The organism is Halomonas sp. A40-4, assembly GCF_015767635.1.
In the GTDB taxonomy this organism is placed as follows: domain Bacteria; phylum Pseudomonadota; class Gammaproteobacteria; order Pseudomonadales; family Halomonadaceae; genus Vreelandella; species Vreelandella janggokensis.
In genome coordinates, this window is sequence record NZ_CP065230.1 from 3,281,487 (window position 1) to 3,306,736 (window position 25,250).

Genomic DNA, 25,250 nt, shown 5'->3' on the forward strand with positions numbered 1-25,250 from the left:
CCATCACCTGGCATTTGTGCGTCAGGCCTCGCCTAACCACGCTCGGGCATTGCGGAACAAGCGCAGCCATGCACCATCCTCGGTCCATTCGCTGGGGTGCCAGGAATTAGTCACCGCCCGCGCCACGCGTTCAGGGTGCGGCATCATGATCGTGACGCGCCCGTCAGGCGTGGTCAGCCCGGTAATTCCCGATGGTGACCCGTTAGGGTTCGCCGGGTAACGGGTCGTTGCCTGACCATAGTTATCGATGTAGCGCAGGGCGACCTGACTGCTCGACTGCATCCGGCGCAGGTGCGCACTGTCGCGGAACGCCGCCTGACCTTCACCGTGAGCAACAGCGATGGGCAACTGCGAGCCTTCCATGCCAGCCAACAGGATGGAGGGGCTCTTTTCCACCCGGACCATGGAAAGGCGCGCCTCGAACTGCTCGGATTCGTTGCGCACAAAAGCGGGCCAGTCTTCCGCGCCGGGGATCAATGACCGAAGCTGCGATAGCATCTGGCAGCCGTTGCATACCCCCAGCGAGAAACTGTCGTCACGCTTGAAGAATGTCGCAAACTGTTCCCGGACACGCTCGTTGAACAGCACTGACTTCGCCCAGCCACCGCCAGCGCCTAATACGTCGCCGTAGGAGAAACCACCGCAGGCGACCAGGCCTTTGAAATCATCGAGCGACACCCGCCCTTCAAGGATATCGCTCATATGGACGTCGACAGCGTCAAACCCGGCCTTGTCGAATGCCCAGGCCATTTCCACCTGGCCATTGACCCCCTGTTCACGCAGCACGGCCATGGCCGGTTTCGTAGTATTGATAAACGGGGCGCTGATATCATCATTGATATCGAAACTTGGTGAAGCGCTGAGACCAGGGTCGCGAACGTCGAGCAACTGATCGAATTCATTCTTGGCACATTCGGGGTTATCACGCAGCGCCTGCATGCGATAACTGGTTTCAGACCAGGTGCGCTGGGTGAGTTGGCGAGTGGTTTCGAGTAACGGCTCTTCGAACAGCGTCACGCGCACCTGATCGTCGTAGCGCGGGCGGGCAATCACGCCGCAGGTCTCAATACCGGCCACGGCGAACTGGGTCAGCACCTCTTCGGTATCCTGACGGTTGACCTGGATCACCGCCCCCAATTCTTCGGAAAACAGCGCGCCAAACGCTTCCACCGGCTCGTCGATCAGCCAGTCGAGCTTGATTTCAAGCCCGGAATGGGCGGCAAAGGCCATCTCCAGCAGCGTCACCAGCAAACCGCCGTCGCTGCGGTCATGGTAGGCAAGCAGCTTGCCATCGCGGTTGAGCCCCTGAATGACTTCGAAGAACGCCTTGATGTCTTCGGCGTCATCCACATCCGGGCACTCATTGCCAACCTGACCGTATACCTGCGCAAGCGCCGAGCCGCCTATCCGATTCTGACCGTTGCCCAGATCGATCAATATCAGGTCGGATTCATCCTGCTCCAGATTGATCTGCGGCGTTAAGGTCGCCAGGGCATCGGTCACGGGTGCGAAGCCGGTAATCACCAGCGACAGCGGCGAGGTAATGGACTTCTCTTCCACCTCCCCCTTGGGATTTTCGGCCTGCCAGGCGGTACGCATCGACATGGAGTCCTTGCCTACCGGTATGGCAATGCCCAGCGCCGGGCAGAGTTCCATGCCGACCGCGTGCACGGCATCGTAAAGTGCCTGGTTCTCGCCAGGGTAGTCGGCAGCGCTCATCCAGTTGGCCGACAGCTTGACGTCGCCCAGCTTTGCTATTGGCGCCGCTGCCAGATTGGTAATCGCCTCGGCCACCGCCAGACGGGCGCTGGCGGCGGGGTCAATCAGGGCCACCGGCGGGCGTTCGCCCATGGCCATCGCCTCGCCCGCATGGGTGTCAAAACTCGCCGTCGTCACGGCGACATCCGCGACAGGTACCTGCCAGGGGCCGACCATCTGATCCCGGGCCACTTGCCCTGTAATGGAGCGATCACCGATGGTAATCAGGAAGCTTTTCGAGGCCACCGTGGGCAGACGCAGGACGCGGTCCAGCGCCTCGCGCAGGTCCAGATTGTCGAGCATCACGCCCGACAGCGTTGGTGACTGGCGATTGAACTCACGCAGCATTTTGGGCGGTTTGCCGAACAGGACACTCATCGGCAGGTCAACCGGCCGGGTCTCGAAATGACCGTCGTGCACTTCAAGGTGGTGCTGCTCAAGCGCTTCACCGACCACCGCATAGGGGCAACGCTCGCGGGCACACAGCGCCTCAAACGTCGCCAGGTCATCAGCCGCTACCGCCAGCACATAGCGCTCCTGGGCTTCATTGCACCAGATTTCCAGCGGGCTCATGCCCGGCTCGGCATTGGGCACCGCGCGCAAGTCAAACAGACCGCCCCGGCCACCGTCCTTGACCAGCTCTGGCAGGGCATTGGAAAGTCCGCCGGCACCGACATCGTGAACAAAACGGATGGGGTTATGATCGCCCATCGCCCAGCAGCGATCGAGAACCTCTTGTGCTCGGCGCTCGATTTCCGGATTTTCCCGCTGCACGGAGGCAAAATCCAGGTCGGCACTCGACACGCCGGAGGCCATACTGGAGGCAGCCCCGCCACCCAGGCCGATCAGCATCGCCGGGCCGCCCATGACGATGAGCTTGCCGCCGACAGGAATATCACCTTTCTGGACGTGCTGGGCACGAATATTGCCGTAGCCGCCGGCGATCATGATCGGCTTATGGAAACCGCGCCGTTCGATGCCGTCTTCGCTGAGCACGTCCTGCTCGTAGGTGCGGAAATAGCCGGTCAGGTTGGGTCGGCCAAATTCGTTGTTGAAGGCCGCACCGCCGATCGGGCCATCCAGCATGATCGAAAGCGCCGACTGCATGCGCTCGGGTTTGCCATAGTCGAAGGCTTCCCAGGGCTGAACAAACTCGGGAATACGCAGGTTGGAAACGGTAAAGCCGGATAGCCCCGCTTTGGGCTTACCGCCAATACCGGTCGCCCCTTCGTCGCGAATTTCACCGCCCGAGCCGGTCGCCGCACCGGGAAAAGGCGCAATGGCTGTCGGGTGGTTATGGGTTTCCACTTTCATCAGGATGTGGATAGGTTCCTGATGGGTGGCGTACAGGGCGCGCTCGTCGTCGTCCCCGGTCAAGGGAGTGGCAAAAAAGCGCCCGGCCTGGCTCCCTTTGATGACCGCCGCGTTATCGCTGTAGGCAGACAGGACGTTGTCCGGCGATGTGGCAAAGGTATTCTTGATCATCTTGAACAGCGAATGACTTTGCGGCTCGCCGTCAATCAGCCAGTCGGCATTAAAGATTTTATGGCGGCAGTGCTCGGAGTTCGCCTGGGCGAACATCATCAACTCGACATCGCTTGGATTGCGATCCAATTCATTGAAGGCATCGACAAGATAGTCAATCTCGTCATCGGCAAGTGCCAGCCCCAGCTCATGGTTGGCGGTGGCCAGGGCTTCACGGCCGCCGGTGATGATATCCACACTGCCCAGCGGGGCCGGGTCGTGGTGGGCAAACAGCTTGGCGGCATCCGTGGCATCGGTGAGTACGCTTTCGGTCATACGGTCATGCAGAAGGGCAGTCAGCGCGTTGAGTCCCTCCTCATCCGGCATGACGGTAACACTTATCCGATAATCGACACCGCGCTCTATGCGGCTGACCTGGTGCAAACCACAGTTATGCGCGATATCAGTGGCCTTGGACGACCAGGGAGACTGGGTCCCTATGCGCGGCACCACCAAAAAACGCTGTGCGCCCTTGGGTGGTTCAACCGCTGCTTCATGGCCGTAATCCAACAGCTGTACCAGCCGCTGGTAAGCGTCTGCCTCCAACGGCGCGTGATGGTCGATAAAGTGAACGTAGTCGGCGGATAGCGCCTCGACCTCGGGAACACGTTCACGCAGCACCGCTAATAGCCGAGCATGACGGAAGGCAGAAAGGGCGGGTGCGCCTCGCAGTTCGAGCATATCCAGAAGCCTCTAGAGCAGGGGGAATTCGAGCAGGGAAATCACCGGGCCGCCGAGCGGCCTTCTTTTATGACACTGATTACCCCCTATGATACTGGAAAGCGTCGGCCACACGAAATCAACAAGGTGACAGTCTGCTGATGGCTGGGTATCGTGGCAGCTTATCCTGCGCCGACAAGACACCATGCTGACGCTGATTTGCCGACATTTTATCGCTCGCTCAAGCTATTACTATGCACTAACAGCCATTGCGCTGCTGGTGATGATGCCGACCTTTTCATTTGTGCCGGACGGCGAACACCTGAACCAGATACGCCAGCGCGACTTCATCACCCTGCACACTCGAAATACGCCGACCACCTATTATGAAGGCCGTCATGGGCCAACTGGCTTCGAGTATGAACTCATGCGCCGTTTTGCCGATCGCCTGGGGGTTAGCCTGAATATCGATGCCAGCCACCACCCGGAGAGCGTGCTCACAGCGGTGCGTGAAAAAGGCGACCTGGGAGCGGCAGCGCTTCCCTTGCTCACCGACACGCCAGGCATTCACTACACCCGTCCGATCATCAACATGCAGCCACTCGTGGTCTACCGTCGCGGACTCAACGGCATCGATGAACCCGGCGACCTCGTCGGGCTCTCGCTGGGCACACTGAGCGGAGCGGGCACAAGCAAAGCATTACGCGAGTTGCAGGAAGATTATCCCGAATTAAGCTGGCGCGAGTCCCACGAGCTGGAAGTTGCCGAACTATTGGCCCAAATCGAAGATGGCCGTTTCGATGCGGCGGTGATTTTCGAACATCAGTTCCGCATTAACCGGCTGTTTTTTAAAGATGTCGAAGATGGCTTCCCGCTGGGTGACCCGGTCTCGATGGCATGGGCGGTTCCCAGCGGGCGGGGACTGGGGTTGCTTGAATCGGCTAACCGCTTTCTTGAAGACCTTCAACAGACAGGGACTCTCGACCAACTTGTTGCACGCTATTTCGGCCATGACGACTACCTAGAGTATGTCGGTACACGCACCTTTCTCTCCCATCTGGATGCCCGTCTTCCCCGCTTCACCGAGGATTTCAAGCAGGCCGCCGAGAATACCGGCTTCGACTGGAAACTGCTTGCCGCCATCGGTTACCAGGAGTCCCACTGGGACCCCGATGCCGTCTCCCCCACCGGCGTCCGCGGTCTGATGATGCTTACCCGCCCTACCGCCAAGGAAATGGATATTGAGAATCGCCGCGACCCAGCGCAAAGCATCGACGGCGGCTCGCGTTACCTGCGCAGCCTCATGGATCGCCTTCCTGACGACATCACAGGAGACGACCGCCTGTTTATGGCAATGGCGGCCTATAACGTCGGTCTGGGGCATCTTTACGATGCGCGCAAAATCGCGGAAATGCGCGACGGCGACCCGGACAGCTGGGCGGATGTGCGCAAGGCGCTCCCATTGCTGCAACAGCGCGAATGGCATAGCAAAACGCGCCACGGTTACGCACGCGGGGGAGAGCCCGTCATTTATGTGCGTAACATTCGCCGCTACTACGAAATGCTTGAGTACGTTGAACGCAGTCGCCAGCAGTTCTTTCAGCTAGAGCAAACGCCTGTCAACGCAGACCCACTGTTAATGTTCGAGTTGATACCGCCGCTTGATTAAGTCGAGACCGTAATGCCTCAAACGCTTCGCAGCCGCTTTGCGCTGACACTTGCTATCGTCGTAATGCTGGGGGCGACAACGCTGCTGTGGGTAACACCAGGGATGACGACCCTGGCACTGTGGTTGCTGGCACTTGCCAATCTAGCTGCCATGCGCGGAATCTGGCCATTGGCATGCCTGCTTGCTTTTGGCGTACTAGGGATGCTCGCACCGGGCATGCTCAGCTACCTGCTGCCCGAAGCCTGGCTACCCACCGCCAGTTGGCAACGACTGGCCGAGCACTTTTTACCGGATGCGACGACTGAAACACTCAGGGCGCCGCTACTCACGACGGTCGCCCTGCAACTGACTGCGCTCAGTCTAATTCTGCAGTTACGCGCGCGACTGGGCGCACCGTTATTAAGCGCTTCGGCCGCGCTTTTACTCGGCCTGCAAGGCATTGAACCCGCCCTGTATCCTGGCTTCTCCCCCCTGCTCGACTACGCAACGTCCTGGCCCGTGCTAATCCTCCACGCGGCCCTTTTGACCGCACAGGTGGTTCATGCCCTTCCCTATTGGCGAGGCAAGCGACGCTATTTGGCTGTAACGTTATGGTCAACGCTTGCCGTGGTCGGCTTTTCGTTGCTGCTTTGGCACCAGCTTCACCTGCACGCCGAACGCGCGCTCTACCAGCGCGCCGAGACCCGCGTACAAACCCTGGCAACACAGCTCAGCCGCGAAATTACCGCCCATCTCGACGCCATGCGCCGCTTTGCGCGCACCTGGGAGCTTCAGTCGACGCCCCCCAGTTATGCCCAATGGGTCCAGCAGGCAGAAGGCTATCAGAAAGACTTTGACTACCTGATCAACATGGCCTTCATCACACCTGACAGCGGTATTCGACAGGTATACCCCGCTACACCGCTCAACCTGAGCACCCTGGGGCTACGCCTTTTCGACGCACAGCCAGCAGGACGTCGCGCGCTGGAGCCGGCATTAAATGGCGAGCGCGAGGGCAGCACCGATATCATCCAGCTACTCCAAGGCGAACGCGGCATGATCCACTATTTGCCCGTCAAAAATGAGCAGCAAGCGCCCATAGGCGCGGCGGCCATGGTCATAAGCTTCCCCCAGTTGGCTGATACCCTCTTCAAGCAATTAACGGACGCTGAAGGTATTATCCAATGGCACAGCGACGAGCAGATACTCGCCGTCTACGGCGATACCAGACACCCGGGCCCATGGATTTACCACCACCAAGTGATGCTTGGCGATAAGGCGCTGACACTCTCGGATCGACCGCGACGCAACTACCTGCTGAGCCAGCTCCCCCGGCTGCCCACCTTGAGCCTCGTGCTGGGCCTGACATTTGCCTATCTCGTGTATCTGGTCATCTATAGCTTCAAGCGCCTGGGTTACCAACATCGCGCCATGCTGCAAAGCAATACTTCGTTGCAGCAGGAAATACGCACTCGCAGTCAGTTACAGCGCGAGATTGAATGGCTGGCTAGCCATGACGAGCTAACCGGCATCCCCAACCGGCGCCACTTTATCGACCACGTCAGCGCACACCGGTCAAAGCGGCCACTCAGCCTGGCGCTGTTTGATATTGACCACTTCAAGCGCGTCAACGACCAATTGGGTCATCTGGTAGGCGACGACTACCTGGCACACATCGCGTTGCTGGGAGAGGCGCTTATGGAACAGCATGGCGGTATTTTTGCGCGTTACGGTGGCGAGGAATTTGTCGCCTTGCTGCCCGGCCTGAACATGGACGCCGCCCGAAAGCTGGCCGATACGCTGCGCTTGCAGGTTATCGATGCCTGCTTGACCCATGCCGATGGCAAGCCAATCACCCTGAGCGCTGGGGTCGTGAGTGTCACCGCCCCCCAACCATTCGACATGACGCGCTTGATGCAAACCGCCGACAAAGCCCTTTATCGTGCCAAGCGGGAAGGGCGTAACCAAATCGCCACCGGCGGCATTGACGACTAGGCTATCGGTCTGCCTCATTCCGCCTGGCGGCAAAAAAAGCTTTTAAGCACTTGCTTGCCTGCCCCGCCAATACCCCACCCCGAACATCGATGGCATGATTGAACCACGGCTGCGCCAGCAGATTGGCTTTAGACTCCACCATTCCCGTGCGCGGCTCGGCAGCTGCGTAGACCAGGCGGCGCAGGCGGGCGTGGATCATCGCCCCAACACACATCATGCAGGGCTCCAGCGTCACGAATAACGTACAACCGGACAAGCGATAGTTACCTACCTGCCGGGCCGCCGCGCGAAGAGCACGAACCTCTGCATGACCACTGGGGTCACAACTGGATACCGGGGCATTGCCAGCTTCACCGATAATCCTGCCATCAGCGTCAACCACCACGGCCCCCACCGGCACTTCGCCCATTTCAGCCGCCAGATGCGCCTGGTCCAACGCCCGGTGCATGTAAAATTCATCGCTGCGAATCACAGCAAACTCCGTTAAGGTAACAAAACGATCGTATGAACGGCGCCATTGAGCGCCGCCGAATGAGAGACTACAGGATACCCAGAATGGCAGACGCGCTGAATACGCTGGTCAACTTGCTTGAGCTTGAAGCCCTTGAAGACACCCTTTTTCGCGGCCAAAGTCAGGACTTGGGATTCCCCCAACTCTACGGCGGGCAGGTATTGGGACAGGCGCTCGCCGCCGCCAGTCGCACCGTGCCCGTCGAGCGTCGCCCGCATTCCCAGCACGGCTATTTCCTGCGCCCCGGAGACCCCCACCGGCCGGTGGTCTATCAGGTGGATACCATTCGTGACGGGGGCAGCTTCACCACACGCCGCGTGACAGCAATTCAAAAGGGCCGCCCGATCTTTTTCTGCAGTGCCTCGTTTCAGAGCAACGAAACAAGTTTCAGTCATCAGCGCGCAATGCCTGAGGTGCCGACTCCCGAATCATTGATAGACAGCGGTGATGTCAAGCATTCTCGCTTCCCTGGCCACCCGATCGAGTTTTTGCATCTCAAGGGGAATCCAGATCGGTCACACCCTGCCGGTCAGTGCCTGTGGTTTCGCCTGGCTGGCAGCCTGCCCGATGACGCGGCCCTTCACCGTCATTTGCTCTCCTACGCGTCCGACTTTAACCTGCTGACCACCAGCCTGACGCCCCACGGCATCCGCTATACCGATCCGCAGCTGCGCATTGCAAGCCTGGATCATGCCCTCTGGTTACACGAAGACACCCGCCTGGACGATTGGCTACTGTACGTTATCGATTCGCCGTGGGCAGGCAGCGCCCGCGGACTTGCGCGGGGGCATATCTACCAGCGCGACGGCCGCCTGGTTGCCTCTACCGCCCAGGAAGGCCTGACACGCTATTCCACCGCTGACTGAACGACCAACGCCCGCTGGATAGCGGGCGTCAGAATAAACAGTCGCGGATATTGCGGGCTCTATTCGCCGTAAACGTCATTAATTGACTGTAGTGGATAGTGCGCCGGATATGGCTTACGTGCCACGCCAGAATCCACCGCGGCCTGAGCCACCGCCGAAGAAACCCGCGCCAGCAACCTTACATCGACGGGCGTGGGAATGATGTACTCGCGGCCAAATTGCATCTCGGTGCGTTCATAGGCATCCAGCACCTCCTGGGGAACCGGCTCGCGAGCCAGGTCCTTGAGTGCATGAACCGCCGCCAGCTTCATGGCCTCATTGATGCGCGTCGCGCGCACGTCGAGGGCGCCGCGAAAGATAAACGGGAAGCCCAGGACATTATTCACCTGATTGGGGAAATCGGAGCGGCCGGTTGCCATGATCACATCCGGACGCGCCTCGCGAGCAACATCGGGATGAATCTCGGGATCAGGGTTAGTGCAGGCGAAAATCACCGGATCCGGCGCCATTGTTTTCACCTGCTCTGCCGACAACAAGCCAGGGCCTGACAAACCGATAAACACGTCGGCGCCATCGATGGCGTCATCCAGGGTGCGCATGTCCGTATCACGGGCAAACTCGGCCTTGTATTCATTTATGCCTTCGCGATCGCTGTGAATAACCCCGCGCCGGTCAAGCATGATCAGGTTTTCCTTACTCGCCCCACAGGATACCAGCAGTCGCATACAGGCAATGGCCGCCGCACCTGCGCCCATGCAAACGATCTTGACGTCTTCGATGGTTTTACCCGCGATATCCAGCGCGTTCAGCATGCCCGCGGCGGTGACAATCGCCGTGCCGTGCTGATCGTCATGAAACACGGGAATGCTGCAACGCTCAATCAGCGCCTTTTCGATCTCAAAACATTCAGGTGCCTTGATATCTTCCAGATTAATGCCCCCCCAGGTATCGGCGATGCGGGCCACGGTGTCAGTAAACGCCTGCGGGCTTTCGGCATCCACCTCGATATCCACCGAGTTGATGCCGGCAAAACACTTGAACAGCACGCCCTTGCCTTCCATCACCGGCTTGCTCGCCATTGGCCCCAGATTGCCCAACCCAAGGATCGCACTGCCGTCGGAAATGACCGCGACCAGATTCCCTTTGCCGGTATAGCGGTAGGCGTTTTCGGCTTCGCGAGCAATCTCCCTGACCGGCTCGGCCACCCCAGGACTATACGCCAGCGCTAAATCCCGTGCCGTCGCGGTGGGTTTGGTCAACTCCACCGACAGCTTGCCGGGAATCGGCTTCGCGTGATAATCCAAGGCGGCCTGCTTGTTTGCATCGGTCATGGTCAAGGGTCCAGTTACATAGAAAGGAGATAAGTGGTGCCAGAATATAGAAAAACCCCGGCCCGCTCAAGCAAGCGGTAAACCCGGCATAAAAACGGTCGTTTAATCGACGTTTACCCTCATTTCGTAACATTTCAAACATTTTTAGTGAAATTTACACGTAAACACTTCAACGGTAACGATTGTTTTTATTAATGCAATGCAGCATTTATGGAAAATTTTTCCATTTTATCCAGGCATTTGGCTATTACCTGTTGCCAACGCTCTCGTCACGCACAAAAAAACCCACGCCTTGGCGTGGGTTTTCGCAAGCCCTGGGGCTTTCGATATGGCAGGTCCGTAAAGGATCAGCCGCGCTTGATAGCAGCACCGAAACGCTTGTTGAAGCGCTCTACACGGCCACCGGTGGTCGCTTGTTTCTGCTTACCGGTGTAGAAAGGGTGGCAGTTGGAGCACACGTCCAGGGAAAAATCCTGACCCGACGTGGAGCCCACCTGGAAGCTGGCACCGCAGGAACAGTTGGCGGTGACCGTGTTGTAATTCGGATGGATACCTTGTTTCATCTTGAGCCTCATCAGCGGTATGCCGCCACCTGATCTCGTGCCAGGCACCGCATACGGGTTTAAAAAAACGACTAACCGGTTAATCGCTCCTTCGTTTAAAGTCAGAGCGGCCGCGTATTCTAGCAAAACTAATGCCGGAGGCCAATTGTCCGACGCTGTTTCCGCCCAGGTGCTCAAAATCGCCCTGCCGTCGCCCTTGCGACGCCTGTTCGACTACTTGCCCAACCGCCAGACACCGCCTGGCGGTTGGCAGCCAGGATTGCGCGTCCGCGTCCCGTTCGGCCATCGCGATGTCGTCGGTGTGGTCGTTGAACTGGCGGACCACAGCGACCTGCCGCACACCCAACTGCGCAGCGTCAGCGAAACGTTGGACGATGCTCCCCTGCCCGCCGATTGGCTATGGCTTTGCCAGTTCACGGCACGCTACTACCAGCATAGCCTGGGCGACACCCTGGCCATGGCCATGCCTGCACGGATGCGCCAGGGCCACCCCATGGCCGGACGCACGCAAACACTTTGGCGGGCGTCGGGCCCGCCGGGCGATGACCGCTTGAGCCGCGCCCCGAAACAGGCGGCGTTACACGCGCTGTTGCAACAGCATCCCCACGGCTTGCCGGGACGCGCGGTCAATGCGCATGGATTTAGTCGCGACCAGTTGCTCGCGCTGGAAAAAAAGGGCCTGGCCGAAGCACAAGACATTACCCTCACCGCCCCCACGCCACCCGGCGGCAGCCTGCTGGCAAGCCCTGCGCTGCCGCTTAACCGGGAACAGGCGACGGCGCTGGCCGCCCTGCATGAAAAACTCGATGACTACCACCCTTGCTTACTGGAAGGCGTTACCGGCAGCGGCAAGACCGAAGTTTACCTGCAACTGATCGAGGCCGTGGCAGCCAAGGGAAAGCAGTCGCTGGTACTGGTCCCCGAAATAGGCCTGACCCCACAGACGCTGTCACGCTTCAAAAGCCGCTTCCGCGTGCCCGTCGTGGCATTGCACTCGGGACTTACCGACCCCGAGCGCCTGGACGTCTGGGAGGCGGCAGCCTCCGGGCGGGCCTTGATCATCATCGGCACCCGATCAGCGATTTTCACCCCACTCGCCAACCCCGGCGCGATTATCGTCGATGAAGAGCACGACGGTTCCTATAAGCAACAGGACGGTTTGCGCTATCACGCGCGGGACCTGGCCGTGGCCCGTGCCCACCACCATAAAATACCGCTGTTGCTGGGTAGTGCCACACCGTCTCTGGAAAGTCTACAGCAAGCATTAACAGGGGCTTACCGGCACTTGCGCTTGACCCAGCGGCCCAGCCGTCACCCGCCCGCCAAACTCGAACTGGTGGACATGCGTCACCAGCGGCGCCAGGGCGGCCTATTACCGGCCTCCCTCAGCGCCATCAAAAATACCCTGGCCGCTGGCAAACAGGTGCTGATTTTCATCAACCGGCGAGGCTTTGCGCCGACACTGGCCTGCCACAGCTGCGGCTGGCTCGCCGAATGCGGCCAGTGTGATGCCCGCATGACCCTGCACCGCCAGCCACCGCTGCTTGCCTGCCACCACTGCGACAGCCGCCGCGCCCTGCCAGACGCCTGCCCGGAATGCGACAGTGGCGATTTACGCGCCCTGGGCAGCGGCACGGAACGTACCGAGGAGACCCTGCAAAGCCTTTTCCCCAAGACCAAGGTGCAGCGCATCGATCGCGACAGCACGCGGAAAAAGGACAGTTTCGAGCAGATGCTCAAGGAGATTCAGCGTGGCGAACCCTGCCTGCTGGTGGGCACACAAATGCTCGCCAAGGGCCACCACCTCCCCCATGTGACGCTGGTGGTGGTGGTCAATGCCGATGGTGGACTCTACGCAGCAGATTTCCGCGCCCTGGAACACAGCGCCCAACTGCTCGAACAGGTTGCCGGTCGTGCTGGACGAGCGGCCCACCCAGGGCGCGTGCTGGTACAGACCCTGCATCCCGACGATCCGCAACTGGGCCAGCTTGCCGAACACGGCTATGGCACACTGGCGCGCAACCTGCTGGAAGAGCGCCGCCTCGCCCAGTTGCCGCCGTTTTGCTTTATGGCACTACTGCGTATTGAAAGCCCCAAAGAGGAAGCAGCTCTTGGCCTGGCCCGGCAGGCCGCCCAGGCTCTGCGCCAATGGCTATCCAATAGCGACACACCCGCACGCTGCCTGGGACCGGTGCCCGCCCCCATGGAGCGCCGCCAGAACCGTTACCACCTGCAAGTCATGCTGACCGCGGATAAGCGCAGCCAGCTCCACGCCGCCGCCAGCTGGCTGACACAATGGCTTGAAGCCAACCGCGACGCACGCCGGGTTCGCTGGTCGATTGACATTGATCCACAAAGCTTGTCCTAGATGCCAGCCGACACACCGCTTTGAAACTGCGCCTCAATTGCCGATAATGGGGCACCTTGCCGCTGAATAGCGATGCGTGCATGCCCACGCCGCCACTGATAACACCCGGATACTTAAATGAAAGACACGATTAGTTCACTGCTCGACGGCGCGGTCTCCGCGCTCAAGCACCAAGGCGTGCTGCCCGCTGATCTAGCGCCCACCATCAAGGTGGACCCCACCAAGGACAAGGCTCACGGAGATTACGCCACTAATCTGGCGCTGATGCTGGCCAAGCCCGCCGGCATGAAACCCCGCGAGCTGGCTGACGCCTTGGTAGCGGCGCTGCCGCCGAGCGACGCCATCCAGAAAACCGAGATTGCTGGCCCTGGATTCATCAACTTCTTTGCTGCCTCGGACGCCGCCGCGCAAATTGTCGCCCAGGTGCTCGACAGCGGCGATGCCTTTGGTCGCAGCCTGATCGGCAGGGGTGAGAAAGTGCAGGTCGAGTTTGTCTCCGCCAACCCCACCGGGCCACTGCACGTGGGCCATGGCCGTGGTGCTGCAATTGGCGACTGCCTGTGTCGCCTGCTCGATGCCAGCGGCTATGACGTGACCCGCGAGTTCTATTACAACGATGCGGGCGCGCAAATTGCCAACCTGGCAGGTTCGGTACAGGCGCGCGCCAAAGGGCTTGGCCCCGAGGATGACAGCTGGCCGGAAGACGGCTATCGCGGTGAATACATCGTGGATGTTGCCAGGGACTTCATGGCGGGCAAAACGGTGAGCGCCGATGATCGCGAGGTCACCGCCAATGCCGACGCCGATGACCTTGACGCGATTCAAGCCTTTGCCGTGGCCTGGCTACGCCGGGAGCAGGACCTCGACCTGAAGGCGTTCGGCGTCGAGTTCGACGTGTACTTTCTGGAGTCTTCGCTATATGCCGACGGCAAGGTGGATGCCACGGTCGAACAGCTCATCGCCGCAGGCCACACCTATGAAGAAGACGGTGCCATGTGGCTGCGCACCACCGACTTCGGCGACGACAAGGACCGCGTGATGCGCAAGCGGGAAGGCGGCTATACCTACTTCCTGCCCGACGTGGCCTACCACCTCGACAAGTGGCAGCGCGGCTTCACGACGGTGATCAACGAGCAGGGGGCCGACCACCACTCGACCATCACCCGGGTACGCGCCGGTCTGCAGGCGCTGGATGTCGGCATCCCCAGGGGTTGGCCGGATTACGTGCTGCACCAGATGGTGATGGTGACCCGCTCCGGCGTTGAAGTAAAACTCTCCAAGCGCGCAGGAAGCTACGTCACTGTGCGCGACCTGATCGACGAAGTGGGCCGCGACGCGACGCGTTTCTTCCTGGCCGCCCGCCGGGCCGACTCGCAACTGACTTTTGATATTGACCTGGCACGCTCCCAGTCCAATGACAACCCGGTCTACTATATTCAGTACGCCCACGCCCGGGTGTGCAGCATGCTGCGCAAGGCCGAAGCGGCGGAGCAGCCTTTCGATCACGACCTTGCCATGGCCAATCTGGCCCTGCTGGACAGCGATCAGGAACGCGCCGTACTCAATCGCCTGGCCCGCTACCCGGAAGTCATCGAAAACGCCACCCACAACCGTGAACCCCAGCAGGTCGCCCAATACCTGCTTGACCTAGCAGGTGATTTCCACACCTGCTATAACGCCGTCAAGGTCATGGTTGAAGACGACACCCTTCGCAACACACGCCTGGCGCTGGGCCTTGCGACCCGCCAGGTGCTGCGTAACGGCCTGGATTTAATGGGGGTCAGCGCCCCCGAGGAGATGTAACCCATGGCGAGCCCGCGTAAAAAGCCCACCCGCCGCGGCGCTACCAGCCAGCGCAAATCGCCCCGCCCCTCAAGCGGTGGATTCCGTTTACCCGGCTGGCTATGGGGTCTGGCGGGCATGGCGGCCGGTTTCTTTCTGGCCCAACACCAGCATGGCACAGCCCCCTGGCAGGACACCGCGGATGACGCCACCCAAACGACGTCTGAATCAAGCGCTGAGGAGCGGAATGCACGTGAGGCCGCCCGGGAAACCGAAGACTCGACAGAGCCCTCCATGCCGACCTTCGAGTTTTACACCCTGCTACCTGAAACCGAGGTGATTGCCCCCGGCGTGGCCCCTCCTTCAAGCGTTGAGACGCCGACTGCCGCCGAAGCCGATAGCCCCAGCAGCGATGGCGACACCGTCGACGATCCCATCGCCCAGGTGATCGCGGCCAATATGCGCCCGGAAGAACAGGTCACCACCGCGCAGCAAACGGCCAATGAAGACGGTGCCCGCTACGTGTTGCAAGCGGCATCGTTTCGCGAGCTGGACGATGCCGAACAGTTGCGTCAACGGCTGCGTAACTTGAGCCTGCTGGCACAGATCAGCGAGATCCAGGCCGACGGCAGCACCTGGCATCGTGTGCAGGTGGGTCCTTACGAGGATACCCGCGAACTCAACCGCGCTCAGGACTTAATGGCCACCCAAGGCATTGAGCCGCTGCTGATTCAACTGCAAAACTGACAAACTCACTCCCCAATGACGTGCGGGCGGTTGATTTTTTATCGACCGCCCGCATTTTGTTGAGAACTGCTTAAAGAGGGTCGAGCACCGACCCGATCGTCATCGGGAGCAAGCCTCCCCCCAAGGAGTTACCTCCATGACCACCATCGTATCCGTGCGTCGCGGAAACCAAGTCGCCTTAGCGGGTGACGGCCAGGTATCACTGGGCAACACCGTGATGAAAGGCAATGCCAGCAAGGTACGCCGCCTCTACCGGGGCAAGGTACTGGCGGGCTTTGCGGGTGGCACCGCCGATGCTTTCACCCTGTTCGAACGCTTTGAAGCTCAGCTTGAAAAATACCAGGGGCACCTCACCAAGGCTGCCGTCGAGCTTGCCAAGGACTGGCGCACCGATCGCGCCCTGCGCCGCCTCGAAGCCCTGTTGGCCGTGGCCGACCACAGTGCTTCCCTGATCATTACCGGCAACGGTGACGTCGTCGAGCCCGAGCGCGGCATTATCGCCATTGGCTCAGGCGGCAACTATGCCCAGGCAAGCGCTCGGGCACTGCTGGAAAATACCGAATTGGGCGCCCGGGAGATCACTGAAAAATCCCTCGCTATCGCTGGTGACATCTGCGTGTTCACCAATCACCACATCACGCTTGAAGAGCTGAACACCAACGAACGTTGAGGCCCCTTATGACCCAGATGACCCCCCGCGAAATCGTCCACGCCCTGGACCAATATATTATTGGACAACAGGATGCCAAACGCGCCGTTGCCATTGCGTTGCGCAACCGCTGGCGCCGCATGCAGCTCGACGATGAGCTGCGCCCGGAGGTTACGCCCAAGAACATCCTGATGATCGGCCCTACCGGCGTGGGTAAAACCGAGATTGCCCGTCGCCTGGCCAAACTGGCGCGCGCGCCGTTTATCAAGGTGGAGGCTACCAAGTTTACCGAGGTTGGCTATGTGGGTCGCGACGTCGAATCGATCATTCGCGACCTGATCGAAGCGGCCATCAAGATGGTCCGCGAACACGCCAAGGAAGAAGTCGCCCACCGGGCCGAGGATGCCGCCGAAGACCGCATTCTCGATGCGCTACTGCCCCCACCCCGCGGCCAGGAAGACAAGCCGCGCGAGGATAACGGCACCCGCCAGACGTTCCGCAAGAAGCTGCGTGAAGGAGAACTGGACGACAAAGAAATCGATATCGAGATTTCCGCCCAGGGTCAGGGGATCGACATCATGACGCCCCCCGGCATGGAAGAGATGACCAGCCAGTTGCAGAGCCTGTTTTCCAACATGGGCCAACAGAAGCGCGAGACACGCCGCGTCAAGGTCAGAGAAGCCTTCGGACTGTTGCGCGATGAAGAGGCCAGCAAGCTGGTCAACGAGGAAGAGATCAAGGCCCGCGCCGTGGAAGCGGTCGAGCAGCATGGTATCGTTTTCCTGGATGAAATCGACAAGGTCGCCAAGGGCAGTGGCCAGTCGAGTGGCGGCGACGTCTCCCGCGAGGGTGTGCAGCGCGACTTGCTACCGCTTATCGAAGGATCGACCGTCTCGACCAAGTACGGCATGGTCAAGACCGACCACATCCTGTTTATCGCCTCCGGTGCCTTCCATCTGTCGCGGCCATCGGATCTGATCCCCGAGCTGCAGGGCCGCCTGCCCATCCGCGTCGAGCTGGATGCGCTGACACCCGGTGACTTCAAACGCATCCTGACCGAGCCGTCTGCCTCGCTGACCAGGCAGTACACGGCCTTGCTGGCCACCGAAGGGCTGAACGTCGAGTTTACCCAGGACGGCATCGAGCGCATCGCCGAAATCTCCTGGCAGGTCAACGAGGGCACCGAGAACATCGGCGCGCGGCGCCTGCATACCGTCATGGAGCGTCTACTGGAAGAGGCTTCGTTCAAGGGTGGCGACATGGAAAGCCCGCTACTGATTGACGCCGATTACGTGAATGCCCAACTCGGTGAGCTAGCCGTCGACGAAGACCTGTCGCGCTATATTCTGTAACCTGTCGGCTCGGCAGGGATGCCGAGCCTTGGCGCGCCACCAATGGCCGCCGACACCCAGCTGCTTTTGAGGTGTATCATGACTGCTCCCACCCCCACCCGCGTTCACTACCACAAGTCGACCCGCGAGCTTGAGCTCGGCTACGCCAATGGCGAAAGCTATCGCCTGCCGGTGGAACTGCTGCGCGTTTACTCACCTTCTGCCGAGGTACGCGGCCATGGCGGCGATACCGCGGTGCTGCAGGTCGGCAAAAAGGATGTAGGGCTGCAGAACATTACCCCAGCGGGCAACTACGCACTCAAACTGCACTTTGACGACGGTCACGACAGCGGCCTGTTCAGTTGGAACTATCTCTATGACCTGGCCCAGCATCAAACGGCCTACTGGGAAAACTACCTGCAACGGCTTGAGGAGGCCGGGGCCTCCCGCGAGCCTGCCAGTATCCAGTTCAAACAGCTGTGACGTAACGCCCCAGAGCAAACGCAGACAAGCCGGGGCGGACAAGGCTACAATGCTGACAACCTTATTAATGCGGCGACCGCTGGGTCGACGCTCATCGCCTCGAACTCTGGAGCCAGAGCCCCATGAGCCCCACGGATAAACGCACGACCGATTTTGGTTATCAGGAAGTTCCTCTCGACGAAAAAGCCTCTCGGGTAGCCGACGTTTTCCACTCGGTCGCCGCACGCTACGACGTCATGAACGACCTGATGTCGATGGGCATTCATCGTGTCTGGAAGCGCCTCACCATTGAGCGTGCCGGCGTTCGGCCAGGTCACCACGTCCTCGATATCGCGGGCGGCACCGGTGATCTGACGCTTAAATTTTCGCGCCTGGTCGGCCCGCGAGGCAAAGTCGTGCTTGCCGATATCAACGCCTCCATGCTCAACGTTGGTCGCGACAAGCTGATGGACAACGGCGTGGGCAGCAACGTCGAGTATGTACAGGCCAACGCCGAATGCCTGCCGTTTCCCGACAACAGCTTTGACTGCATCACCATCGCGTTTGGCTTGCGTAATGTCACCGACAAGGACGCCGCGCTACGTTCCATGGCAAGGGTCCTCAAACCCGGCGGACGCCTGCTGGTGCTGGAGTTTTCCAAGCCTAGCAATGCGCTACTCACCAAAGCCTACGACGAATATTCTTTCCGCCTGTTGCCGAAAATGGGCGAATGGGTGGCAGGCGACGGCGAAAGCTACCGCTACCTGGCCGAATCGATTCGTATGCACCCCGATCAGGAGACGCTGAAAGGCATGATGGAAAATGCCGGTCTCGAGCGGGTGGAGTACACCAACTTAACCGGCGGTATCGTGGCACTGCACCGCGGCATCAAGCTATGACACCAACCACCGAGAGGTCAGCATGCTGCTAACCCCGACCCTGTTGCTGGCCGGATGTGAACGCACGCTGAACGCCCTGCTTGCCCGTGACCCGGCGTCACCAGCGCGGCTTGCCCAGCTCTCGGGTAGTCGGCTGCTCGTGCGTTTCGAACAGCCTCAGTTCGCCCTGGTACTTCATTATCACGCCGCCGGGATTGACCTGCTGCGCGCCGACGATATTGACGAACGCCACGTTGATGCCGTCGTGGAGCTGACTCCGGAAACCCTGTCAGCCTGGATTGGCGGCACGTCGATCGAGCAGTTGATGTTTGAAGGCAAGCTGGCGATACGCGGCCAGGTGCATTTACTCGAAGCGACGCGCACGCTGCTTCTTGACCTGGATCTCGACTGGGAAAACGAACTGGCACGTTGGTTGGGGGATACGCCTGCCCACTCACTGGCCGAGGGGGTGCGGCGAGCGGCTGACTGGGGGCTGCGTACCAAGGACGAGTTGGTGCAGGATGTCTCCGAGTACGTGTTTGAAGAAGCCCGCTTACTGCCCGGCCGCCAGCAGCGCGATGTATTACGCGACCAGTTGACCGCGCTCGAGGTGGCGACTGACCGTCTGGAAGCCCGATTCAAGCGCCTCGAGCGACGGCTGCGAGCAGGAGCACGCCCATGAGTTTGCGGTTGTTTCGCATCAGTTGGGTGATGGCCCGTTACCGCCTGGATACGCTCCTCCCGCTTGATCGGTTTCCCTGGTGGTTGCGCCTTCTGCTGTGGTTCTCGCCACTGCGCCTGATGCCCGTCGGCCAACGCACGCGCGGCGAGCGCCTGCGCCTCGCGCTGGAAACACTGGGACCGATTTTTATCAAATTCGGCCAGATGCTCTCCACCCGACGCGACTTGTTACCCGAAGACATTGCCGACGAGCTCAGGCGCTTGCAAGACCAGGTGCCGCCCTTTCCGGGTGAGCAGGCTGTGACCCGGGTGGAAAAAGAACTCGAAATGTCGCTCAGCGATGCCTTTGCGTTCTTCGACACGGCGCCTCTGGCCTCGGCGTCCATTGCGCAGGTTCATGTCGCCCAATTACATAGCGGCGAAGACGTGGTGGTCAAGATCATTCGACCCGGCATCGAGCGCATCATGCGTCAAGATATGGCGTTGATGTATCAGGTGGCCAAACTATTGGCCAAGGTACCCGAAGCCCGACGTCTACGCCCGGTGGAAGTCATCAGGGACTACGAGGCCACGCTTTTCGATGAGCTTGACCTGTATAAGGAGGCCGCCAACACCTCTCAGCTCAAGCGCAATTTCAAAGACTCCCCGCTGCTGTTTGTACCGACCATCTACTGGCCGTTTACCCGCCGCCACGTCATGGTCCAGGAGCGTATTCGCGGCGTGCCCGTCGCCGACCTCGACACCCTCAAGGCCAACGGTACCAATCTCAAGAAGCTCGCCGAGCGCGGTGTGGAAATCTTCTTTACCCAGGTGTTTCGCGACAATTTCTTCCATGCCGATATGCACCCCGGCAATATTTTCGTCAACTGTGATAACCCGGAAGATCCGCAATATATCGCCATTGACTGCGGTATTGTCGGCAGCCTGACACGGGAGGATCAGGATTACCTGGCCCGCAACCTGCTGGCGTTTTTCCATCAGGATTATTACGAAGTCGCTGCACTGCACATTGAATCGGGCTGGGTGGGCGAAAACACCCGCGCCAACGAGTTTGCAGCGGCGATTCGCACGGTTTGCGAACCGATTCTGGAAAAACCGTTGAAAGATATATCCTTCGGCCAGGTCCTGCTGGGGCTGTTCCAGACCGCACGGCGCTTTAACATGGAAGTACAGCCCCAATTGGTACTGTTGCAGAAGACCTTGCTCAATATTGAGGGCCTGGGCCGACAGCTTTACCCTGACCTGGACCTGTGGAGCACGGCAAAACCCTATCTCGAGCAGTGGATGAAAGAACGGGCGGGCGTCGGCGGCCTATGGCGCTCGTTGAAGCGCCAGGCACCGGAACTGTCGCACCAGTTACCCGAGCTACCGGTACTGGCGCATCAGGCGCTCAGCCGCATGGAGCACGAGCACCGCCAGCGTCACCAGCAGACCTCTGCCATCAGCGACATGCAACAGCAAATGGCTCGCCAGGGCAAACGCCAGCATCGCCTGCGTATTGGCCTGGTTCTGCTAGGCTTGGCACTGGCTTGGCAGCCACTGAGCCAATGGGCAGGCAGTCAGCAATGGCCGGTGCTTGTCGCAGCCGCCATCGGTCTGCTGCTGCTGGTATGGCAATAGTTCAAGAACCCGAGGATCCCCATGGACACGACGCCTTACACCCCTAATAATGCACCTGTGCTTGATGCGCTCGCCGACGTATTACGTCAGCGTCGTCACGCGTCGCCGGACGATTCTTATGTTGCCTCCTTGCATTACAAGGGATTGAACAAGATACTCGAAAAACTCGGCGAGGAAGCCACCGAAACACTGCTCGCCGCCAAAGACGCCGAACATGGCAGCTTTGACGAGCGACAGGCACTGGTCGCCGAAACCGCCGACCTATGGTTTCATAGCCTGGTGATGCTGTCGCATCTGGACCTGGATCACCAGGATGTACTCAACGAATTGGCGCGCCGTTTCGGCATTTCCGGCCACGACGAAAAAGCGGCGCGTCAACAATAGCCTTCAGGCTTTGCAACACAGCCCCATCACGAGGACACGCTTATGTTAGGTGGTATCAGTATTTGGCAGTTGCTGATTGTACTAGGCATCATCATCCTGGTTTTCGGCACGAAAAAGCTCCGCAACGTCGGTACCGACCTGGGCGGTGCGGTGAAAGGCTTCAAGAAAGCCGTCCATGAAGACGAGAAAGACGCCAGCAAGAAGGACGATGACCAGCCCCAGGCGAAAGTTCGTCACGATGAGGCTGGCAACACTTACGACGTTCAAGCGGAAGAGAAAGAAAAACAGACAGCTGATCATCAAGACGAGCGCAAATAAGCCATGTTCGATTTTGGCTTTTTTGAAATTCTGGTCATTGGCGTTGTCGGGCTCCTGGTACTGGGTCCGGAACGCCTTCCCCGCGCGGCGCGCACGGTCGGCCTGTGGGTCGGCAAGATCAAGCGCACCGTCTCGGGCATGCAGCGCGAAATCAGCGCCCAGCTCGAAGCGGAAGATCTGCGTCAAACGCTCTCTGACCAGCAGAAAAAGCTCGATGACAGCCTTCGCAAAGCCAAGCATGACGTAGAGCGGATAGCGGACGCCCCCGAAAAGCCAACGCCAGCCTCCGGCGACCCATCAACGACGTCGGAAAAGCGTGCCGCCAGTGCCGCCTCGCATCTGGATGAAGCACTGGAAACCGTCCGTGAGAAAGCACCCGCGTCGCCCGACGCCGAGTCATCTACCAAGGACAGCAAGCACCCATGAGCACCTCTGATGATTCGCAGGAGCCCAGCAATGATCAGAAACAAGCGCCGTTAATCGAGCACCTCATTGAACTGCGCTCGAGACTGATGCGCGCGGTTATCGCGATTCTTTTGATCTTTCTCGGGCTTTATGCGTTCTCGAACGACATCTATCTTTTCGTGGCAGAACCGCTGATGGCGCTGCTGCCCCCAGGGTCGCAAATGATTGCGACCGAAGTGGCCTCACCGTTTCTTGCACCGTTCAAACTGACGTTGGTAACAGCGCTATTTATTGCGGTGCCGTTTGTGCTGCACCAGGCTTGGTCGTTTATCGCACCAGGGCTTTACGATAACGAGAAAGCACTGGCAATTCCGATCCTGGTCTCCAGCATTATGCTGTTCTATGCCGGGGCGGCGTTTGCATATTACGTGGTGTTTCCGTTGCTGTTTGCGTTTTTCACCCAGGCAGGGCCGGAAAACATCACGGTAATGACGGATATCAATCAGTACCTGAACTTCGTGCTCAAGCTCTTCTTTGCCTTTGGCGTGGCGTTTGAAATTCCGGTTGCCACGTTTTTACTGATTCTGTCCGGCGCGACCACGGTCGAGAGCCTCTCCCAAAAACGCCCGTACATTATCCTGGGCTGTTTCGTGATTGGCATGGTGCTCACACCACCCGACGTCATATCGCAAAGCCTGCTGGCCATTCCCATGTACCTGCTTTACGAGGTTGGCCTGCTGTTTGGCCGCCTGGTCCGCAAGCGGCGCGCCGAAAAGGCCGCCGAAGCGTCAGGTGAAGAATAGCTCGCACTAAAAACAAACCGCTGCCCAAAGGCAGCGGTTTGTGGATGGATATAGACGTCCGGCGGAAAGCGTCGCTAATGGGTCAGTCCATCATTTCATCGATCCGATCAACGAGCTTGAAGATGCCGGTGGCCGCTTCACTGATCCGCGTTGCCAGCATATAGGCAGGCGTCGAGACCACGCGGTGCTCAAGATCGACCACGATATCCTCGACACTACAGCTACGGTGAAGGCCGCCCATGGCGCTGATGGCCCCGGATACGCCAGGATCATTGCCCACCGTCACGGCGATCCCGTCACCCAACAAACGCGTCGCCAACACTGGCGCAATGCAGATCAGGCCGATCGGCTTGGCATCTTCGCGAAAGCCTGACAGGACTTCCCTGAACGACGCCAACACCTGCATGCTGTCTCCCGCCAAGGCGAAATCCGACAGGTTTTTGGCGACACCAAAACCACCCGGTACAATTACCGCGTCAAATTCGTCAGCCGCCAGGTCAGTTAGTGGGCTGACGTCACCGCGGGCCAGACGTGCTGATTCCACCAGCACGTCACGTTTTTCGTCCGTGTCAGTCTCCTGGGTGAGGTGATTGACCACATGGTGCTGCTCGATATCCGGGGCAAAACAACGATATCCTATCCCCAACTGGTCCAAGCGCAGTAGCGTCAGGGTGGTTTCGTAAATTTCCGACCCGTCGAATACACCGCAGCCAGCAAGAATCACTGCTACCTGTTTGGTCATGCTTTTCTCCTTGTGCAGGGCCTGCTCGTTCAGCAGCGTTTGCGCCACTTTAGTCAGTCTTTCAGCGCACCACAAGACGGCTTTCGATGCAGACCAGGGCTGATATACTCAGCCAAGGTCGGCAGATACCCTCATTTACGAGTTTTTGTGGAGAATACCGTTGAGTACACCTACCCCTCGCCACTTTCCCGCGACGCGTCTGCGTCGCATGCGCCGCGACGACTTCTCCCGCCGTTTAATGCGCGAATCAACGCTGACGCCCGGCGACCTCATTCTGCCGGTTTTCGTCCTGGAAGGCAGCCAGCAGCGCGAAGCCATCGCCTCTATGCCGGGTGTGGAGCGCCTGTCGATTGACCTGTTGATCGAGCAGGCCCGCGACGCCTATGCGCTGGGCATTCCCGCAATCGCGCTGTTCCCGGTTGTCGGCGGTGAACAGAAAACCGAACTCGCCGAAGAGGCCTACAACGCCAACGGGCTCGTACAGCGCAGCGTGCGCGCACTCAAGGAGGCGCTGCCGGAACTGGGTATCATCACCGACGTCGCCCTGGACCCGTACACCATCCACGGCCAGGATGGGATTATCGACGAGAACGGGTACGTGCTTAACGACCGCACTGTCGACACCCTGCTCAAACAGGCGCTCTCCCATGCCGAAGCCGGTGCCGATGTCGTTGCCCCCTCCGACATGATGGACGGGCGTATCAGCGCTATCCGCCAGGTGCTTGAACAGGAGCATCTGCACAACGTGCGCATCATGGCTTACAGTGCCAAGTACGCCTCGCACTACTACGGTCCCTTCCGCGATGCCGTGGGCTCCTCCGCCAACCTGGGCAAAGCCGACAAGCGGACGTACCAGATGGACCCGGCCAACAGCGACGAAGCCCTTCATGAGGTGGCAATGGACATTGCCGAGGGAGCTGACATGGTCATGGTCAAACCGGGAATGCCTTACCTGGATGTTGTCCGGCGGGTCAAAAGCGAGTTGCGCGTGCCCACCTATGCCTATCAGGTAAGTGGCGAATACGCGATGCACCGCGCTGCTTTCGACAATGGCTGGCTGGATGCCGACACGGTCATCCTGGAGTCTCTGATGTGCTTCAAGCGCGCCGGGGCAGACGGTATTCTGAGCTACTTTGCCCTTGACGCCGCACGTCTGCTGACGAATGCGCGTTGATCCTGGGAGGCTGAAGCCAGTAAAGCGTAGATGACAATGCCGTGACACGT

General features: G+C 59.7%; 22 protein-coding genes. 17 read left to right on the forward strand and 5 right to left on the reverse strand.

What is annotated here, in order from left to right; genetic code table 11:
* Nucleotides 1-21 precede the first annotated feature (21 nt).
* A complete protein-coding gene (gene purL, locus IT895_RS15355; RefSeq protein ID WP_199283973.1) occupies nucleotides 22-3,963 on the reverse strand; it encodes a phosphoribosylformylglycinamidine synthase in 3,942 nt (1,313 codons plus the stop codon).
* 184 nt (nucleotides 3,964-4,147) lie between these two features.
* Here purL and mltF point away from each other — a divergent pair, with 184 nt between their 5' ends.
* Both mltF and IT895_RS15365 read left to right on the forward strand, forming a co-directional pair.
* A complete protein-coding gene (gene mltF, locus IT895_RS15360) occupies nucleotides 4,148-5,611 on the forward strand; it encodes a membrane-bound lytic murein transglycosylase MltF (protein ID WP_085917073.1) in 1,464 nt (487 codons plus the stop codon).
* 12 nt (nucleotides 5,612-5,623) lie between these two features.
* Nucleotides 5,624-7,585, forward strand: a complete 1,962-nt coding sequence (locus tag IT895_RS15365; RefSeq protein WP_199283974.1) for a GGDEF domain-containing protein — start codon at nucleotides 5,624-5,626, stop codon at nucleotides 7,583-7,585.
* Nucleotide 7,586: 1 nt separating this feature from the next.
* Here IT895_RS15365 and tadA read toward each other — a convergent pair whose 3' ends face one another.
* Nucleotides 7,587-8,054, reverse strand: coding sequence for a tRNA adenosine(34) deaminase TadA (gene tadA, locus IT895_RS15370; protein ID WP_217807966.1), 468 nt, complete (start codon nucleotides 8,052-8,054; stop codon nucleotides 7,587-7,589).
* 86 nt (nucleotides 8,055-8,140) lie between these two features.
* Between tadA and IT895_RS15375 the strand changes: the two genes are divergently transcribed.
* Nucleotides 8,141-8,962 carry an acyl-CoA thioesterase gene (locus tag IT895_RS15375; RefSeq protein WP_085917071.1) on the forward strand — a complete coding sequence of 274 codons (822 nt, stop codon included), beginning with the start codon at nucleotides 8,141-8,143 and terminating at the stop codon, nucleotides 8,960-8,962.
* A 59-nt stretch (nucleotides 8,963-9,021) separates the two neighbouring features.
* Here the strand turns inward: IT895_RS15375 and IT895_RS15380 are convergent, their stop codons facing one another.
* A complete protein-coding gene (locus IT895_RS15380) occupies nucleotides 9,022-10,293 on the reverse strand; it encodes a malic enzyme-like NAD(P)-binding protein (protein WP_199283975.1) in 1,272 nt (423 codons plus the stop codon).
* Between the two features lie 347 nt (nucleotides 10,294-10,640).
* Nucleotides 10,641-10,856 carry a 50S ribosomal protein L31 gene (gene rpmE / locus IT895_RS15385; RefSeq protein WP_044630499.1) on the reverse strand — a complete coding sequence of 72 codons (216 nt, stop codon included), beginning with the start codon at nucleotides 10,854-10,856 and terminating at the stop codon, nucleotides 10,641-10,643.
* 19 nt (nucleotides 10,857-10,875) lie between these two features.
* On the opposite strand from rpmE, the gene IT895_RS15390 reads away from it, so the two are divergent.
* The 13 genes from IT895_RS15390 (at nucleotide 10,876) to tatC (ending at nucleotide 23,284) form a co-directional block, all read left to right on the forward strand.
* Nucleotides 10,876-13,224, forward strand: a complete 2,349-nt coding sequence (locus IT895_RS15390) for a primosomal protein N' (RefSeq protein ID WP_199285506.1) — start codon at nucleotides 10,876-10,878, stop codon at nucleotides 13,222-13,224.
* A 117-nt stretch (nucleotides 13,225-13,341) separates the two neighbouring features.
* Nucleotides 13,342-15,027 carry an arginine--tRNA ligase gene (gene argS, locus IT895_RS15395; RefSeq protein WP_199283976.1) on the forward strand — a complete coding sequence of 562 codons (1,686 nt, stop codon included), beginning with the start codon at nucleotides 13,342-13,344 and terminating at the stop codon, nucleotides 15,025-15,027.
* A 3-nt stretch (nucleotides 15,028-15,030) separates the two neighbouring features.
* Nucleotides 15,031-15,753: an SPOR domain-containing protein gene (locus tag IT895_RS15400; protein WP_085917069.1), complete on the forward strand. Its 723-nt coding sequence runs from the start codon at nucleotides 15,031-15,033 to the stop codon at nucleotides 15,751-15,753.
* A 136-nt stretch (nucleotides 15,754-15,889) separates the two neighbouring features.
* Nucleotides 15,890-16,423, forward strand: a complete 534-nt coding sequence (hslV, locus tag IT895_RS15405) for an ATP-dependent protease subunit HslV (protein WP_066318308.1) — start codon at nucleotides 15,890-15,892, stop codon at nucleotides 16,421-16,423.
* Between the two features lie 8 nt (nucleotides 16,424-16,431).
* Nucleotides 16,432-17,754 carry an ATP-dependent protease ATPase subunit HslU gene (gene hslU, locus IT895_RS15410; protein ID WP_085917068.1) on the forward strand — a complete coding sequence of 441 codons (1,323 nt, stop codon included), beginning with the start codon at nucleotides 16,432-16,434 and terminating at the stop codon, nucleotides 17,752-17,754.
* A gap of 78 nt (nucleotides 17,755-17,832) precedes the next feature.
* The gene (locus IT895_RS15415; protein WP_066318303.1) at nucleotides 17,833-18,216 is read left to right on the forward strand and encodes a gamma-butyrobetaine hydroxylase-like domain-containing protein; all 384 of its coding nucleotides are present in this window, start codon (nucleotides 17,833-17,835) and stop codon (nucleotides 18,214-18,216) included.
* A gap of 122 nt (nucleotides 18,217-18,338) precedes the next feature.
* Nucleotides 18,339-19,094, forward strand: a complete 756-nt coding sequence (gene ubiE / locus IT895_RS15420) for a bifunctional demethylmenaquinone methyltransferase/2-methoxy-6-polyprenyl-1,4-benzoquinol methylase UbiE (protein ID WP_085917067.1) — start codon at nucleotides 18,339-18,341, stop codon at nucleotides 19,092-19,094.
* 22 nt (nucleotides 19,095-19,116) lie between these two features.
* Complete coding sequence (locus IT895_RS15425; protein WP_085917066.1) at nucleotides 19,117-19,755, forward strand: ubiquinone biosynthesis accessory factor UbiJ; 639 nt, start codon at nucleotides 19,117-19,119, stop codon at nucleotides 19,753-19,755.
* Nucleotides 19,752-21,374 carry a ubiquinone biosynthesis regulatory protein kinase UbiB gene (ubiB, locus tag IT895_RS15430; protein WP_199283977.1) on the forward strand — a complete coding sequence of 541 codons (1,623 nt, stop codon included), beginning with the start codon at nucleotides 19,752-19,754 and terminating at the stop codon, nucleotides 21,372-21,374. The genes IT895_RS15425 and ubiB overlap by 4 nt, the downstream gene beginning before the upstream one ends.
* Nucleotides 21,375-21,395: 21 nt before the next feature.
* Nucleotides 21,396-21,758, forward strand: coding sequence for a phosphoribosyl-ATP diphosphatase (locus IT895_RS15435; protein ID WP_085917064.1), 363 nt, complete (start codon nucleotides 21,396-21,398; stop codon nucleotides 21,756-21,758).
* A gap of 42 nt (nucleotides 21,759-21,800) precedes the next feature.
* The gene (tatA, locus tag IT895_RS15440; RefSeq protein ID WP_085917063.1) at nucleotides 21,801-22,076 is read left to right on the forward strand and encodes a Sec-independent protein translocase subunit TatA; all 276 of its coding nucleotides are present in this window, start codon (nucleotides 21,801-21,803) and stop codon (nucleotides 22,074-22,076) included.
* Nucleotides 22,077-22,079: 3 nt separating this feature from the next.
* Nucleotides 22,080-22,502 (forward strand): Sec-independent protein translocase protein TatB, encoded by a 423-nt coding sequence (gene tatB / locus IT895_RS15445; protein ID WP_085917062.1) that lies wholly within the window; start codon nucleotides 22,080-22,082, stop codon nucleotides 22,500-22,502.
* The gene (tatC, locus tag IT895_RS15450) at nucleotides 22,499-23,284 is read left to right on the forward strand and encodes a twin-arginine translocase subunit TatC (protein WP_199283978.1); all 786 of its coding nucleotides are present in this window, start codon (nucleotides 22,499-22,501) and stop codon (nucleotides 23,282-23,284) included. Before tatB ends, tatC begins: the two co-directional genes overlap by 4 nt.
* Before the next feature lie 82 nt (nucleotides 23,285-23,366).
* Here the strand turns inward: tatC and elbB are convergent, their stop codons facing one another.
* Complete coding sequence (elbB, locus tag IT895_RS15455; RefSeq protein ID WP_199283979.1) at nucleotides 23,367-24,026, reverse strand: isoprenoid biosynthesis glyoxalase ElbB; 660 nt, start codon at nucleotides 24,024-24,026, stop codon at nucleotides 23,367-23,369.
* 160 nt (nucleotides 24,027-24,186) lie between these two features.
* On the opposite strand from elbB, the gene hemB reads away from it, so the two are divergent.
* Entirely contained in the window at nucleotides 24,187-25,200 is a 1,014-nt protein-coding gene (hemB, locus tag IT895_RS15460; protein ID WP_199283980.1) for a porphobilinogen synthase, read from the forward strand.
* Nucleotides 25,201-25,250 lie beyond the last annotated feature (50 nt).